The organism is Natrialba asiatica DSM 12278, from assembly GCF_000337555.1.
Lineage (GTDB): Archaea > Halobacteriota > Halobacteria > Halobacteriales > Natrialbaceae > Natrialba > Natrialba asiatica.
Genome location: NZ_AOIO01000022.1, coordinates 116,431 through 131,841 on the forward strand (window position 1 = coordinate 116,431; position 15,411 = coordinate 131,841).

A 15,411-nucleotide genomic window follows, 5' to 3' on the forward strand; every position below is an offset into this window, starting at 1 on the left:
ACTATGGGCGACCGCCCGTAAACGCTGCAACTGCATCAGCCAGTGCGACATCGTCCGTAAACACCGTGACCTGGTCACCCGGGTGGATGATCGTCTCCCCTTTCGGCGCTCGGATCTCCTCGCCTCGTTTGAGCGCGACGACGAGACACCCGTCGGGAAGCACGCCCGAACTCGTGGCCGTTTTGAGCGGTTCGCCGCTCATCGGCGCATCTTCGGTGACGGTCAACTCCACGAGTTCAGTGTCGTCTTCGAGTTCGATGAAGTCGCTGACCTTCGGGTAGCGAATCGAGTGATAGAGGTAGTCGGCGATCAGCCGCTGTGGATTTTCGATGAGGGTGACGCCGATCTTTTCGAAGACGGGGAGGTTTTCGGGGTCGTGGACGACGCTGACGAGGTTCGGAACGTCGTGTTCCTGTGCGAGCAGCATGACCATGATATTGACGGCGTCGATGTTCGTGGTGGTGATGACGGCGTCCGCACGGTCGATAGTCGCGTCCTCGAGGGTGCTGTGGGAGGTCGCGTCGGCGTTGAGGACGAGGCAGTCGTACTCGGACGCAACGGCGCTTGCCTGTTCTTCGTCTTCCTCGATGACGACGACATCGTTGCCGTCCGCAATTGCGAGGTCGATCAGGTTCGATCCGATATTGCCTGCGCCGACGATGACGATATACATGGTGAATGGATGATGGGTGCTGTCAGTGGTCAGTGACAGTGGAGAGGGTGGTTGTGGTAGTGCGAGAGGCGTCGCGAACGCGTGTGGATGCGTAGTGTGGCGTGAAGTATAATCGGTTGGATATTAGGACGGTCCGGCTGGCACAGGCAGTCGAGGAAGAGCCAGGGGCCGCAAAGCGGGGGATAGCACAGCGATAGCGCTCGGTTTGCGATGGAAACTGCATTTGTGCGTCGATGACAGCATTTCTGATAGCCGAATATAATTCTATCTACTTTCGATTTCAGAAGTAGTATTATAAGGATCACTCAGCATTCGCGTTCAATTGGTACGAGCGGTGATCGATACATACACTAGTATCGGCGAACGACGGTGCGTTCATGGATGAGGTGAGCGGCGAATGCGCGTAATCGTCGTCGGCGCTGGCAGGGTCGGTCGCTCGATCGCTGCGAATCTAGAGCAGACACACGAGGTCGTCGTCGTCGACCGAGACGGGGACACCGTCGAGGAACTCACGTACTCACTCGACGTGCTGGCGATTCAGGGAGACGGCACCGAAATCGGGACCTTGCAGGAGGCCGGTATCGAACAGGCGGGACTGGTCATCGCCTGCACGGACAACGACGAATCGAACGTCGTCATCTGCGGGGCCGCAAAGACGGCCGGTGAGACGTTTACGATCGCCCGCGTGCGACGGCGAACGCTCCTCGAAACCTGGACCGGGTCCCAGGAAGCGTTCGGCGTCGATTTCATGGTCTGTATGGACTTGCTTACCGCGCAGACGATCTTTCGTATCTCCGGGCTTCCCGCCGCACAGGACGTGAAGATGTTCGCTGGCGGGCTCGTTCGGATGGTCGAGTTCGCGATCGGCCCGAATAGCCCGGTCGCCGACTCGACGGTCAGCGAGGCGGACCAGTACGATTCGCTGACGTTCGCCGCGATCTTCCGCGACGACGAGATGATCGTCGCGACGGGTGACGCCGATATTCGGGCCGGCGATCGCGTCGTCGTCATCGGCAGTCCCGATTCGGTCACCGGATTCGCCGACGATATCGTCTGTACGCACAACAACAGCACCGAGGAAGTCGTCATCGTCGGCGGCAGCGAAATCGGCTTTCAGACCGCTCGCGAGTTCGAAGAGCACGGCTTCCGCCCGCGTCTGATCGAACAGGAGCACGAGCGCGCCCGCGAGTGCGCCGAGAAACTGCCGAACACGATGGTGATGGAAAACGACGCGACCGACGCCGAATTCCTCTCGCGCGAACACGTCGATGAGGCGGACATCGTCGTCGCAGCCCTCGACGGCGACGAGAAGAACCTGCTCGTCTCCCTGCTGGCCCGCCGCCTCGGCGTCGACCGAACGGTCGCCGTCATCGAGAACCACGAGTACGCCGAACTCTTCGAGACGGTCGGCATCGACGTGGCCGTTAATCCGCGCGAGGTGACCGCGGAGGAGATCGTTCGCTTCACCCGAACCGACAAGACGGAGAAAATCGCCATGGTCGAACGCGACCGGGCGGAGGTCATCGAGATCGAGGTCGGCGAGGACAGCGTTCTCACGGGACGACAGATCTCCGATGCGACGACCGAACTCCCGGACGGCGTCGTGATCGGCGCGATTTCGCGCAGCGGGAAACTCATCACGCCCCGCGGAACGACCGTCATCCAACCCGGCGACCACGTCGTCGTCTTCGTCGATGCGGCCGTACTCGATACGGTCTCACAGGTGATTTGATGGGGCGGCGGCTCTACGTCGATTGGCGGGCCGGATTGGCGCTAGTGGGGACGCTGCTCGCCCTGCTCTCGGTTGCGTTCGCGGTCCCGATTCTCGTTTCGCTCCTGTACGGCGGGGAAGACCTCTGGGAATTCGTCGTTTCGATGGTTGTCACCGCCGCCGTCGGACTCGCACTTCGCGAACTCGATCCGGAGCCAACGCCCGGCGCGCGGGAGGCGTTCTTCGTCGTCGCGTTCACGTGGCTGTTTGCGACGCTCTTCGGGGCGCTACCGTACATCCTCGCGGGGACCGGCAGCATCGCACAACCAGTCAATGCGATCTTCGAGAGCATGAGCGGGTTCACGACGACTGGCGCAACCGTAATGGAGACGATTTCCGTCGAGGAACACTCCCACGCCATCATGATGTGGCGACAGCTGACCCAGTGGCTCGGCGGCATGGGAATCATCGTCCTCGCCGTCGCGATCCTGTCCCAACTTGCCGTCGGTGGGGCGCAGTTAATGGAAGCCGAGACGCCCGGCCCCGGGATTTCGAAGCTCACACCACATATTGCAGAGACGGCTCGCGTCCTCTGGTTCGCGTATCTCGGGTTTACCGTCCTCTATATCGTGCTGTTGTACTGTCTGCAGATCACGGGATACGCGACGGAAATGACCGCGTACAACGCCATCGCCCACGGACTGACGACGCTTCCGACCGGCGGGTTCTCACCGGAAGGAGCGAGCATCGCGGCCTTCTCCCCCGCGGTTCAGTGGCTCGTCCTTCCGTTCATGTTCATCGCCGGCGTCAACTTCGTCCTCTGGTGGCACATGATCTCCGGAGACCGCTGGGCGCTCGTCCGGGACACCGAGTTCAGATTCTATCTCGGCGCGGCCACGCTGTTTACACTCATCGGGACGGGCATCCTCTTCTTCGAGACGACGGGTGCCGGCTTTGCCGGATCGATCGAACCCGCGTTGCGCCACGCCGCGTTCCAGATCGTCTCCATGATGAACTCGACCGGATACGCGAGCGTGGACTTCAACGAGTGGTCGGGGCCGGCACAGGGGCTCTTGCTGTTCGTCATGTTCCTCGGGGGATGTACGGGTTCGACCGGCGGCGGGATCAAGATGCTCCGTTGGCTGGTCATCCTCAAGTCGCTTCGGCGGGAGGTCTTCACGTCGATCCACCCGGAGGCGATCCGTCCCGTTCGCATGAACGACTCGGTCCTCGACGAGGACGCGATCCGGGGAATATACGCGTTTACGCTCCTGTACTTCGTGCTCTTTTTCGTCGGCGTGCTACTGCTCGCCACCGACGCCGCACGGGTCGGATACGATATCGGGGCGGTCGACCTCGTCAGCGCCTCGATCGCGACGCTCGGCAACATCGGTCCGGGCTTCGGTGCCGTCGGCCCGATGGAAAACTACGCCGGCTTCCCCTGGAGTTCGAAGCTCCTGATGGTGCTGTACATGTGGCTCGGCCGACTCGAGATCTTCCCGGTACTCGTCCTCTTGACGCAGGCGTACTGGCGATCGTAAGCACGTACAGTACTTTCTACCCGCCGGGGTCAGGCTTCTTCGAGTGCGTACACCGACCCATCACCGCTGCCGACGTAGACGACGCCGTCGACGACTGCCGGGCTCCCGGCAACCCACCTGCCCGTGGCGAACTGCCAGTTCTCCTCGCCCGTCTCGGCCGAGAGTGACGTGATGGTGCCGTCCTCGTTACCGACGTATAGCGCGTCTCCGACGACGACCGGACTACTTCGGACGACGTTCAAGCCGCCGTGGGCCCAGAAATAGCTCGCTGGATCGGCTGGCTGGTCACCCTCCGACTCGGACCCGGCCGCAGGCGAGAGCGCATGAATTCGGTTATCGAATCCACCGACGTAGACCGCGTGGTCGGTGACAGCAGGGCTCGCCGTTACCGAACCCTCGATTTGGAACGTCCAGCGAATCTCGCCGGAGTCGGCTTCGACAGCGTAGATCGTGTTGTCGTTGCTGCCGACGTAGACCACCCCATTGGCGACCGCCGGTCGACTCTGGATTCGGTCGTCCGTCTCCAACCGCCAGCGCTCGGTTTCCGAGTCGGTATCGATCGCATAGAGCGAGCCGTCGTTACTGCCGACGTAGACGGTCCCGTCAACGACCGCAGGCGCTCGCAGTATCGTCTCATCGGTTTCGAACCGCCACAGTTTCTCGCCGTCGGCCGTCGAGATCGCGTACAGGTGATTGTCGCTACTGCCGACGTAGACCACCCCGTCGGCGACCGTCGGACTCCCGGCGACCGCCCCCTCGGTTTCGATGCGCCACTCCGCGTCGGGAGTCGAATTGGCGTCGGCCGGAATCGCGTAGACGCTCCCGTCACCGCTCCCGACATAGACCGTTCCATCAACGACTGCCGGACTGCTCGTTACCGAATCGTCCGTCTCGAACGACCAGCGCTCGGTCCCCGACGACGCCGAAATCGCGTAGAGCGATCCATCGTCGCTCCCGACGTAGACCGTCCCGTCGACGACCGCGGGACTGCTATAGACGCCGCCGCCGGTCTCGAACTCCCAGCGGGAGACCACCTCGCCGGCCGATCCGGGAGCCGGACCTGCACCCGGCGCAACGCCCGTGTTCGCCGCGTCGTACTGAAACGTCTCCCACGAGACGCTCGCGTCCGGATCGGGCGACGGTACGTCCGGCGTCGCGTCGTCGACGCTTACCTTCTCGCTCGATCCGGACAGACACCCCGCCAATCCGAGCAGACAGCCGGTCGCTGCACTCGTCACAAACGTTCGCCGATCGCGCGGTCCGTTCATTCGTTTCCGTGTGACCGTCCGCTATCCCGATATATGGTCTTTCTGTAACAGGATAGTCGAACGGCTTCCGGCTGACGCCCATCGGGCTTGCCCCTACCGGGGCTGCGGCCGGGCCACGATCCCGAGATGATCCGCGTGGTACTGCTCGAGCCGTCGCGCCTCCAGTATCTCGTATTCTGCCTCGAGTTCAGCGCGCACGTCCGCGAACACGTCTTCGGGGTCGCGCGTCACGTCCTCGCTGCGAGCCTTGACGGCGAGCAGCAGTCGGCCGTCGTCGTCGAGGAATCGGCGGTTCTCGAGCGCCACGCGGGCCTGGCCGCGCGTCGCAACGTCCTGGACGATGGCGTCGACGTTCGATTCGACGACGTGGGCGTAGGTCGCCGGCTTGCGGGCGTCCGCGAGCAACGGGAACAGTCGGGGACGCGAGGCGGCCGTTTCGAGGAGGTCCCGTGCGGGGCGCGCGGCGAACTCGACGGCGTAGGTGGGGCCGGCGAAGTCGGCGACGTGGCTCACCGTCGTTCCGCTGGCCGCGCCGAGATAGAGAACGGTCTCCTCGTCGCCGCCCTCGAGCCCGGTCTCCATCTCGAGTTCGAGCATGGCACCGAGCTTCGAGCGGGTGGGGTTCCAGGCGCGCCAGTCGCCGTCGGTGGGTTCGCCGTAGACGGGGTCGCCGCGGGTGGCGAGTCGATCCGTGCCTTCGAACGTGTGGCGTTCGACGCCGGCGGGGAGGTCGTCACTCATTCGCTTTGCCTCCGCTGTTATCGCGTTCGCCGTCTTCGATCGTCCGCGCCTGAATCGTCTCGATCCGCTCGGCGAGTTCAGCTTCGAGTTCGGGTTTGCGTTCGCCGGAGTAGTGATCGACGCGCGCGGCGATCGAGAGTTTGCCCGCGACGGCGCGCGCCGCCGAGCCCCGTTCGTCCGGGTGCGTGCCCCGCACCGCGTCGTGGACGTAGATCAGCCCGTGCTTGGGCGAGGGCGCGTGGCCACGGAGGTGGGCAAAGAGCGCATCCTCTGCGCCGAGCACCTGGATCGTTCCGCTCGGTTTTTTCGCCACGTCTTCGAGGCCGCCGGCCAGCGATATCAGCCGCGCGGCGAGCACCGGCCCGGCCAGCGCGGCCAGGTTCGGTGCAATAGTCGGCGTCTGGCGTTCGACGAACTCTCGGAGCTCGGCCGCCTCGTCCGCGAGATCGACGACGCGGTCGGCCAGCGAAGTGATCGGATCGGCTGTGGACGCGAGTTCGTGCTCGCCGCGTGCGAGTTCGCGGGCGAACGAAACGCCGGTGCCGGCGTCGGGGTCGACGGTGCCGGCCCACTCAGCGAGGCGCTCGGCGAGCTCGTTCGCGGTTCGCTCGCAGTCGTCCATGGCGCGGACGGCGTGGACGAGCTGACGGTCGTCCGCGGCCTCGCGCTCGGTGACGGCGGCTCGGGTGGCGGCCATCGTCGCGTCGTGGAGCCGGTCGTAGTAGGCCGCCTCGTCGTCGGCGAACTCGTCGTCGACGGCCAGGGCGGGCCAGTCCTGGGGTGTTTCGGTCTGTCCCTCGCGAATCGCGGTGACTACGGTGGACCCGTCCCGGGCATCGCGGGCGTCGCCGGCGTCGCGATCGTCGAGCCCATCGAACTCGTCGGGGTCGACATCCGCGAACCAGCCCGCGGTCCGGGCGGCGCTGTCGGTCATACTGCTATCGTAGTGACCGGGCTCGTATATGCGTTCCCGAACGGTGAGCGCGGTCTCCAGTCTTGGTCCAGGCCGGGTTACTCGTCCCGCCCGCGCCGCCGACCGAACAGTCGATCCCGGAGCGACCGCGTCGTCGGCCGTTCAGCTAACAGGACCGGCTGATCGAGTTCGGTAACGATGTCGTAGGCGAGCGAGCCGCGAAGCAGTCGGGAGAGGAGGCCGCGCTCGGTTGCCCCGATGATCGTCAGGGAGTGCTCGCGGGCGGCCGTCGCGATCGCGGATTCGACGGTCCCCGACGTGTCGACGCGGATCGCCGCGTCTTCGAGGTCGTGGTCGCTCGCCCACTCGGCGAGAAACGCCTCGCCGTCGGCCCTGTTCGAGTCGTCATCGACGACGTGCAGGAGGGTGAGTTCGACACCGATCTGCTCGCGTAGATCCCGAGCCACCTCGGCGCTCAGATCCGAATTCGGCCCGCCGCCGGTCGGCACCAGGACCCGATCCGGATCGAACTCGCCGTCATCGAGGACGAGAAAGTCACACGGCAGATTATGCGTGAGTTCGTCGGTCGGTCGCTCCGCTCGACCCGCTTCCCAGGGCCTGCCCGATCCCCACCCCATGACGACGGTATCGGCTCGCTCGCGCTCGGCGACGTTGAATATCTCCTCGAACGAACGGTGGGACACCACCGTCTTGATCTCGACCGGCACGTCGAACGTCTCCGTCCGCTCGCGGACGGTCGCCAGCAGCGTCTGTGACTCCGCATCGATTCGTTGCACGTGCTCCGCTCCCGCTTCGAGCGGCGTCTGGTCGGGGACCTCGACGATGTGCACCACCGTGACGGTCCCGTCGTTCGCCTTCGCGAGTACGCTCGCAAGCGAGAGCAGCGCCGACTCGGTCCGCGGATTCGACACCGGTACGACGACGGTGAACTCGTCGGTTTCGGACGGCTTCGCGGCGGCGGCTACCGAGACCGCTGCGGCCGGCAGCTCCTCGGGTCGTGAGAGAACGTAGTTGCTCAAGATTCCGTCACGAGTTGTTTCGTGGCGGGCGTAGATCGCGTACCAGGAGACCGCGATAACGACGAGGAGGAATCCGATTGCGATCTCTTCGGCGTTCATGAACGAGATGAGTCCGAGCGAGAGAACGAATCCGAGAATCGGTGTGAGCGGATACAGCGGGACCCGAAAGTCGGGATCGTACTCAGGAGCGTCCGTCTCTCGGAAGACGATCAGCGCGACGTTGATGAGCGCGTAGACGATGAGATGAAGGACACTCGCAGCCTTCGAGAGGACTTCGAGCTGGCCGCCGAGAACGGCGATGAACAGGAGGATTATCGCGCCGGTGACCGCGATCGATCGGTACGGCGTTGCGAAGCGCGGATGGATCTCGTTCAACCAGTCGCTGACAATTTTGTCGCGTCCCATCGCGAAATTGATCCGTGCGGAGGCGAGAATCGAGGCGTTCGCGCTCGAAGCCGTCGCGAGGAGGGCGGCGAGCGTGATCGAGGTGACGCCGACGATGCCGAGGTTTCCGTCGAAGACGATGCTTGCAGCGTCAGACATCGGCGTCTCCTCGCTGAGCAGATCGTAGGGGATAATGCCGACGAGTAATCCGACGAGAATCGCGTAGATAACTATAACAATCGAGACGCTGCCGATGATCGCGATCGGCAGATTTCGCCCAGGATTTTTGAGTTCTTCGCCGATGGTCGCAATCTTCGCGTAGCCGAGGTAGGAGACGAACACGAGCGCGGTCCCCGGAAGGAGTTCGCCGTAGCCAAGCGGAGCGATGCTGTCGTCGACGAAGACAGTTCCCCAGTCGAAAGCAAAGAAGCCGACGACGGCGAAGAGGGTAAGGATCGCCAGGAGGAGCGTCACGATCGCGGTTTGAATACCGCCGGTTTCCTTCGCACCGAGGTAGTTGATGCCGACGAAGGCGACGCCGGCGAGCAGTGCGCCGATCTGAATCTCGGAGAGCGTGAACGGACCGAGGACGAGCGCCGGGAGGACCGTGAGTTCACCGAGGCCGGGGATCGGGACGACGACGCCGTCGAGTAGCGTCGCGAGGTAGCCACCGAAGCCGATACAGTAGAACGCGCTCGCGAAGGCAAGTCCCATCCAGTCGCCCATTCCAGAGATGGAACCGAACAGCGGCCCGAGCGCACGATTGATGTAGTAGTACGCGCCGCCGGCTTTGGGCATGGCCGTTCCGAGTTCACTGACGGAGAACGCATTGACCATCGCGATCAGGCCGCCGATAACGAACGAGAGGACGACGATTGGCCCCGTTTCCTGGGCGGCGACGCCGGGGAGGACGAAGATGCCGGCACCGATCATCGTGCCGATGCCGACCGCGAGTGCTGAGAACAGTCCGAGGTCCTTGGCGAGTTCGTCGGTTGAATCCGTCATTGGTGGCTGTCTCTGGGCCGTCCTGCACGGGGCTGGCCTCGGAATCACATCGGGTGTCTGCTGTCGATTCGTCTGCTGTTTCGATTCCAAAAAACGTCATAGAGCGCGTTTTAGTTCCGAACAGCCTCCGTCTGCACGACACCAAGACGGCCTTCTAGGCCTTAGACTATTTGATCAAAAAGTATACTCAGGTTTCCCGACCGATGTCGAAATCGGAACGGACGGCGGGCGGATATCAGGAACGCCGAGACGGGGTGTATTCCGACTCGCGCTCGGGTGTCGACGGCTCCGGCGTGACGCCAGTGTCGGTGGCGCTTGTGCCCTCGTCGCTCGTCGTTCCGAGCAGCCGATCGCGAATGCTTCGCGTGTGTTTCTTCTCCGCCAGCAGCACCGAACACTCGACGTCTTCGAGCACGTCAAGCACGAGCGAGCCCCGAACGAGCCGCGAGAGCACGCCCTTCTCCGTCGCCCCGATGATCAACAGCGTCGCGTCGGTAGCCGCGATGTCGATTCGGGTCTGTACGTCGCCGGTCTCCACCTGCCGCGTCGCGTCTTCGAGATCGTGCTCGGCCGCCCAGGACCGCAAGAACGCCTCTCCCTGCTGGCGGTCCTCGGCGACGTGCAGCAGCGTCAACTCGCTGTCGTACTGCGCCCGCAGCGTTCTGGCGACCGCCGCCGCGAGATCGGAGTCCGGCCCGCCGGCGGTCGGCAGCAGAATCCGTTCCGGATCGAACCCGCGATCCCTGAACACCAGGAAATCACACGGCAACGACTGGGTGAACTCGTCGATCGCCGTTTCGATGCGGGCGTCGGAGCCGGTCGCTTCCGGCCCCCAGCCGATGACGCACACGTCGGCGTCGTACCGCGTCGCCGCGTCGAACATCTCCTCGAAGCCGCGGTGTGAGAGCACTGCGTGCGTTTCCACGTCGACGCCGTAGGTTTCGGCATCGGTCCGCGCCCGCTCGAGCAGGTCGGCAGCCAGCTCCCGTTCGTTCTGATCGCGTGCGGCCGCGAGGGAGGTCTGGTCGGGTACCGTCTCGATATTGACGGCGACGACGGTGCCGTCGTGTTGGTCGGCGATCGCCGAGCCGAGCGTGATGAGGTGCTTCTGGGTCGACGGGTTCGCCAGGGGTACCATCACCCGGTAATCGTTTCCGGTCGGCTGGACCGAGGCCGTCGCCGAGACGGCCGCGTCGGGGAACTCCTCGGAGCGGTCGAGGATGTACTGCCCGAGGACGCCGCCGGTTTCGATCTTCGATCGGGCGTATACCAGGTACCAGATTGCGCCAAAGGCGACGAACGCCAACGAGGGGAGGAGGACGTTCGGATCGATAAAGACGATCAGCGCGAACGAGAAGACGCTCCCCAGAATCGGCGTGACCGGGTACAGCGGGACGCGAAAGCTGGGATCGTATCCCGCCGGCTCGGCCTCCCGGAACACGATCAGCGCGAGATTCAGGAGTCCGTACACGACGAGATGAAGAATGCTCCCCGCATTGGATAGCGCCTGGAGGTCGCCAAGCGTGAGAAACACCAGGATGAGTGCACCCGTGATCGCGATCGAGCGGTACGGCGTTGCAAAGCGCGGGTGGATCTCGTTGAGCTTCGGCGACACGAGTTTGTCACGACCCATCGCGAAATTGATCCGCGACGAGGCAAGAATCGACGCGTTGGCCGACGACGCGGTCGCGAGTAGCCCGCCGAACAGCAGCGCTCCCCCACCGAGCGGGCCAATCAAGAGCTCCGCGACATCGACGACCGCCGTTTTATTGTTCGCGACCACATCGGTCTCGACGGCTGCCAGCATCGCCAGCAAAATAACGGCGTAGGACACCGTGACGATAAGAACGCTGCCGATGACCGCCCGCGGAAGGTTCTTCCCGGGGTTCTTGATCTCCTCGCCGACGGACGTGATCTGAACGAAGCCGAGGTAGGAGACGAAGATGAGCCCCGTCACCGGGAACAGCTGCGACCAGCCGAACGGGTCGACCGGCCGGAGCGTCTCGAGTTCAGCGTTGAACAGATTGAATAGCGTAAAGATTGCCAGAATCAGCATGAGAAGGATGACGATGGCGTTCTGCAGGAGTCCGGTCTCTTTCGCGCCGACGTAGTTGATAACGATGAAAATCACCGCGCCGATCAGTCCGATTATCTGCGCCGGTTCGAGTCCGAGCGGGCCGACCGTCACCCCCGAAATCGAGATGAAATCGTTGACGTACTCGCCGAACCCGTACATGTAGAACGCCGAGGCGAACGCGAGTCCCATCCAGTTCCCCCAGCCGGCGATCGAGCCGAACAGCGGGCCGAGTCCCTCGTTGATGTAGTAGTACGCGCCGCCCGAGACCGGCATCGCGGTTCCCAGTTCGGAGGCAGAGAGGGCGGTCAACATCGCAACGACGCCGCCGATAACGAACGCGAGCGCGGCGAGCGGGCCGAGTTGAGCGACGGCAGTGCCGGGAAGAACGAAGATGCCGGCACCGATCATCGTCCCGACGCCGATGGTGAGCGCGGCGAGCGGGCCGAGGTCCTTGGCGAGTTCTTCGTCGGCGGCGCTCATCGGTGCGATCGCCCCCGCTGTCGCCGTCCGTAGGAATCGAGAATCGAAAGTGAGCGAGTCATTGGTATTGCTGTGAACGGTGTGGTGTGGTGGCTCATCTGCTATCCTTCGTCGATGCTGTACCCCGATGCTCTGCGGACGCGGCGGAGCGGGGAAAGCTGCATCTGGTCGGAGACGTTTCGCGACAATTCAAACATACGTGACCGAAGTGGGACTTTCCTCTTAACTGGTTCGTTTGGCAGTCGAGAGTTCCGAGGGCCATTGTCGATATCGAGTGCGACGACGCTCGGACAGCTCCGTACCGGGTTTTACGGGCTGCGGCCGGCCGAAACCAGTGCAAAGGCCTCTATCGAATGTCCGCCGTCGGCGACGGATCGGTCTCGAAACTCGCGAGAAGTAGGGATACCACAGAAGTGGTGCGGAATTGTGCTGGACCGACGATGATACCCTGGAGAGTTCTCTTTCGTGGTCAAATATCCACTATATGTCCCGAAAATAGTATTCTTGGATTCTGGATCGGATATTTCGAAAACGGTTTCCGAAGACTTAACCGTGTACTCGGCTTTTGTTCAATCGCAATGGCAAACGGAACGGTTGATTTCTTCAACGACACAGGCGGCTACGGTTTCATCGAGACGGAAGATGCTGACGACGACGTGTTCTTTCACATGGAAGACGTTGGCGGCGAGGATCTGACGGAAGGGACCGAAATCGAATTCGACATTGAACAGGCCCCCAAAGGCCCTCGCGCAACGAACGTCGTTCGCGAATAACGACAAGAGCACCGGATCGTCGGCAGACGAGACTGTGTGACTTCGTTTTTCTCGCAGATCAAGTCAGTACACGCACGTGCTGAGTAGCGCTTGTGATGTGACTCTCGATATCGCTCTTCGCGTAGCCGACGGTACGTACAGCGAAACGGGTACTGAGCAATAGAGCGGATGAGGGAACGGTGGTATCAGTTCGATTCCGCTCTCGACGACAGCGCCGAATGCCCATCGATTAAGACCCGTGGTGAGAAACGGGTTGGTATGAGCCTCCCGATCGACCCCGCGGCGATCGATTCAGAAGCGTTCGGCGAGAAACAGGCCGTCCTCGAGATGGACCACGAGGAAGCGATCGAATACGTCCGCGAGGTCTGTCTGGACACCGGCTTCGGTATTCCCGCCGAGTTCTCCCCCTCGGAACTGCTGAACGAGAAGGTCGACGCCGAGCGCGACCCCTACTACGTGCTCGGTGCCTGCAACCCCGAGATCGCGGATCGGGCACTCGACGAGACGATGAAAATCGGCGGGCTGTTCCCCTGTAACGTGATCGTTTGGGAGGAGGAACCGGGCCGCCAGCGAGTGTACCACGTCTCGATTATGAAAATCGCGCGGCTGCTCGGCATGGCCCCCGATACCGACGCCTGGGCGGAGATTATCGACACAACCGGCGACCTCACCGCCGAACTGTTCGACGAACTCGCGTCCGCCGACGCTGCCGTGTCGGAATAGCTGGACCGGCACTAGTTTCCCGTCGATCACGAGTTCCAGACAGTACCGAATGTCAACACTTACGTGTCAATCAGTTCACGTAGGCGTATGGACGTTCGAACAACCTCCTTCGCCCTCCTCCTCGTCCTCCTCGCCGCAATCGCCGCCCTGATGGTCGCACCGCTTCTCCAGTACGTGATGGGTGCCGCGCTCCTCGCGTTCATCCTCTATCCCGCGTTCGAACGGCTCGAACCCTACGTCGGCGCTCGCATCGCCGCACTCGTCCTCACGACACTCGCTATCGTCGGGGCTATCGTCCCCCTCCTGATCGTCTCGCTAGCCGTCCTCAACACCGTCGTCTCGTTCGCGACCGACCTGAACGTTGCCACCACGCTCGATCAGCTTCGAACCGTTGCAACCGACGAGTTCGGTCTCGACACCGAGCGCGTGCAGTCGCTCGAAACCGCCGCCATCGACGAACTCGAAGCCTCGCTCTCCGATGCCGTCGAAATCGCCCTCGCAGAGCTGCCGGCCCTGATAAACCGGGGTATCGAGATGGGCGTCGGCCTGCTCGTGTTCGTCTTCTTGTTGTACTACCTGCTCGCCGACGGGGACGAACTCGTCGACTGGCTCCGCGAGGTCGTGCCGCTCGAGGATCACGTTCGGGACGAATTATTCGACGAGATTCGCGTCGTCACGTGGGCGGTTATCGAGAGTCACGTCCTCGTTGCGGTCGTCGAGGGGTTGCTCGGCGGACTCGGCTTCTACCTCCTCGGTGTTCCGAACGTCGCGTTTTGGACCGTCATCATGGTTATCCTCTCCTTTCTGCCCGCAGTCGGTGTCTGGATCGTCTGGGCCCCCGCAGTCGGCTACCTGCTGTTGACGACCGGAACGGCTCGTGCTGTTGCGATGCTCCTGTACGGGCTCACGGTCCTGTCGCTGGTCGATAACTACCTGCGAGCCTACGCCGTCGACAAGGGCTCCGGATTGCATCCGGCGGTCGTCATCGTCGGCGTTATCGGCGGAATCTACCTGCTCGGCATTATGGGCCTGTTCCTCGGTCCCGTGTTGTTGGCGGTGTTTAAAGCGGGACTGAACGTCTTCAACAAGACATCGCTGGAACCACAGCGGCGGACGCGATCCGAGCCGACCGCGCAGGCGACGGAGCCCGTTTCGAATCCGGAGTCGGCGGCGACGCCGACGGCAGAACAGTAGCCGACGAGGGACCGCAGCGACTCAGTCCGCGTGCTGGGGCCGGTCGAACCGGGTCGTCGACGGGACGCCGACGCCCGTCAGCGTCATCAGGAAGAGCACGACCGGCGAGAGCAGTCCGAACAGGTAGAACGGCGCGTACTCGAGCGTCCCGACGCCGGTCACGGAGGCCATGTAGACACCACCGGCGTGCCACGGGATGAGTGCGCCGGTCGGCGTCCCGGCGGCCTCGACGGCGCGCGAGAGTTCGTCGCTGTCGAGCGAGAACTCGTCGTAGAGGTTCCGCAGCGTCATCCCCGGCAGGACGATGCTCATGTACTGCTGGGCGGTGAGAACGTTGATCGCGATGGCGGACAGTCCGGTGCCGGCGATGAGACCGCGGGAGCTGCCGACGCCCTTCGAGAGGTGGTGGGCGAGCACGGCGAGCACGCCGGTCCGCTCGAGCAGGCCGCCGAGGGAGAGCGCGGCGACGACGACGGTGATCGTCCAGGCCGAACCCGTGAGCCCGCCGACGTTGAGGAGTTCGTTGACGAGTTCGGAGCCTGTGGCGGGTTCGGTACCGCCGATGAAAACCTCCCAGGCGGCGACGAAGCCGTGGCCCTGGACGACGACCGACGTCAGCGCGCCGCCGATCGCGCCGACGACGAGCGTCGGGAGGGCGGGATAGCCTCGCAGCGCGAGGCCGAAGGTGAGCACGAGCGGAAGGAACGCGAGCAACGAGAGGGAATACGAACTCGCGACCGCGGACTGGATCTCGACGATCTGGCCGCCGGGAACGGAGCCGCTCGTCTGGAGCCCGAGGAGCGCGAAGAGCGCGACCGTGATGCCGAACGCGATCGCGGTTCCCGTTCGCATGCGGTAGATGTGGTCGTAAAGCGGCGTGTTCGTCAC

Annotated in this window: 12 protein-coding genes; 5 read left to right on the plus strand and 7 right to left on the minus strand. The window is 63.4% G+C overall.

Features of this window, described 5'->3' with window-relative positions; translation table 11 throughout:
- Nucleotide 1: 1 nt before the first annotated feature.
- The gene (locus C481_RS09030; RefSeq protein WP_006108881.1) at nucleotides 2-673 is read right to left on the minus strand and encodes a potassium channel family protein; all 672 of its coding nucleotides are present in this window, start codon (nucleotides 671-673) and stop codon (nucleotides 2-4) included.
- A 397-nt stretch (nucleotides 674-1,070) separates the two neighbouring features.
- Between C481_RS09030 and trkA the strand changes: the two genes are divergently transcribed.
- Together trkA and C481_RS09040 are read left to right on the plus strand one after the other, a co-directional pair.
- On the plus strand, nucleotides 1,071-2,405 hold the full coding sequence (gene trkA / locus C481_RS09035; protein WP_006108882.1) for a Trk system potassium transporter TrkA: 1,335 nt from the start codon (nucleotides 1,071-1,073) through the stop codon (nucleotides 2,403-2,405).
- Nucleotides 2,405-3,925 carry a TrkH family potassium uptake protein gene (locus C481_RS09040; RefSeq protein ID WP_006108883.1) on the plus strand — a complete coding sequence of 507 codons (1,521 nt, stop codon included), beginning with the start codon at nucleotides 2,405-2,407 and terminating at the stop codon, nucleotides 3,923-3,925. The genes trkA and C481_RS09040 overlap by 1 nt, the downstream gene beginning before the upstream one ends.
- A gap of 29 nt (nucleotides 3,926-3,954) precedes the next feature.
- On the opposite strand, the gene C481_RS09045 is transcribed toward C481_RS09040, so the two are convergent.
- From C481_RS09045 to C481_RS09065, 5 genes are all read right to left on the minus strand, one after another.
- A complete protein-coding gene (locus C481_RS09045; protein WP_006108884.1) occupies nucleotides 3,955-5,193 on the minus strand; it encodes an outer membrane protein assembly factor BamB family protein in 1,239 nt (412 codons plus the stop codon).
- A 93-nt stretch (nucleotides 5,194-5,286) separates the two neighbouring features.
- Nucleotides 5,287-5,934 carry a fibrillarin-like rRNA/tRNA 2'-O-methyltransferase gene (locus tag C481_RS09050; protein WP_006108885.1) on the minus strand — a complete coding sequence of 216 codons (648 nt, stop codon included), beginning with the start codon at nucleotides 5,932-5,934 and terminating at the stop codon, nucleotides 5,287-5,289.
- Entirely contained in the window at nucleotides 5,927-6,868 is a 942-nt protein-coding gene (locus C481_RS09055; protein WP_006108886.1) for an NOP5/NOP56 family protein, read from the minus strand. The genes C481_RS09050 and C481_RS09055 overlap by 8 nt, the downstream gene beginning before the upstream one ends.
- Before the next feature lie 77 nt (nucleotides 6,869-6,945).
- Nucleotides 6,946-9,276, minus strand: coding sequence for an amino acid permease (locus C481_RS09060; RefSeq protein ID WP_006108887.1), 2,331 nt, complete (start codon nucleotides 9,274-9,276; stop codon nucleotides 6,946-6,948).
- A 235-nt stretch (nucleotides 9,277-9,511) separates the two neighbouring features.
- Entirely contained in the window at nucleotides 9,512-11,833 is a 2,322-nt protein-coding gene (locus C481_RS09065) for an amino acid permease (protein WP_006108888.1), read from the minus strand.
- Between the two features lie 578 nt (nucleotides 11,834-12,411).
- On the opposite strand from C481_RS09065, the gene C481_RS09070 reads away from it, so the two are divergent.
- The 3 genes from C481_RS09070 to C481_RS09080 all read left to right on the plus strand — a co-directional run bounded on the left by C481_RS09070 (nucleotide 12,412) and on the right by C481_RS09080 (nucleotide 14,523).
- A complete protein-coding gene (locus C481_RS09070) occupies nucleotides 12,412-12,606 on the plus strand; it encodes a cold-shock protein (RefSeq protein WP_006108889.1) in 195 nt (64 codons plus the stop codon).
- Between the two features lie 258 nt (nucleotides 12,607-12,864).
- Entirely contained in the window at nucleotides 12,865-13,329 is a 465-nt protein-coding gene (locus tag C481_RS09075; RefSeq protein WP_006108890.1) for a DUF302 domain-containing protein, read from the plus strand.
- Between the two features lie 87 nt (nucleotides 13,330-13,416).
- Nucleotides 13,417-14,523 (plus strand): AI-2E family transporter, encoded by a 1,107-nt coding sequence (locus C481_RS09080; protein ID WP_006108891.1) that lies wholly within the window; start codon nucleotides 13,417-13,419, stop codon nucleotides 14,521-14,523.
- 21 nt (nucleotides 14,524-14,544) lie between these two features.
- On the opposite strand, the gene C481_RS09085 is transcribed toward C481_RS09080, so the two are convergent.
- The coding region (locus C481_RS09085; protein WP_275040062.1) for a Na+/H+ antiporter NhaC family protein at nucleotides 14,545-15,411 on the minus strand (867 nt) is incomplete at its 5' end.

Bases quoted from the DNA above. Each gene is read 5' to 3' on its own strand.
- C481_RS09075 (WP_006108890.1), top strand. From the start codon at position 12,865: ATGAGCCTCCCGATCGACCCCGCGGCGATCGATTCAGAAGCGTTCGGC.
- C481_RS09055 (WP_006108886.1), bottom strand. From the start codon at position 6,868: ATGACCGACAGCGCCGCCCGGACCGCGGGCTGGTTCGCGGATGTCGAC.
- C481_RS09030 (WP_006108881.1), bottom strand. From the start codon at position 673: ATGTATATCGTCATCGTCGGCGCAGGCAATATCGGATCGAACCTGATC.
- C481_RS09080 (WP_006108891.1), top strand. From the start codon at position 13,417: ATGGACGTTCGAACAACCTCCTTCGCCCTCCTCCTCGTCCTCCTCGCC.
- C481_RS09050 (WP_006108885.1), bottom strand. From the start codon at position 5,934: ATGAGTGACGACCTCCCCGCCGGCGTCGAACGCCACACGTTCGAAGGC.
- C481_RS09060 (WP_006108887.1), bottom strand. From the start codon at position 9,276: ATGACGGATTCAACCGACGAACTCGCCAAGGACCTCGGACTGTTCTCA.
- trkA (WP_006108882.1), top strand. From the start codon at position 1,071: ATGCGCGTAATCGTCGTCGGCGCTGGCAGGGTCGGTCGCTCGATCGCT.
- C481_RS09065 (WP_006108888.1), bottom strand. From the start codon at position 11,833: ATGAGCGCCGCCGACGAAGAACTCGCCAAGGACCTCGGCCCGCTCGCC.
- C481_RS09040 (WP_006108883.1), top strand. From the start codon at position 2,405: ATGGGGCGGCGGCTCTACGTCGATTGGCGGGCCGGATTGGCGCTAGTG.
- C481_RS09045 (WP_006108884.1), bottom strand. From the start codon at position 5,193: ATGAACGGACCGCGCGATCGGCGAACGTTTGTGACGAGTGCAGCGACC.
- C481_RS09070 (WP_006108889.1), top strand. From the start codon at position 12,412: ATGGCAAACGGAACGGTTGATTTCTTCAACGACACAGGCGGCTACGGT.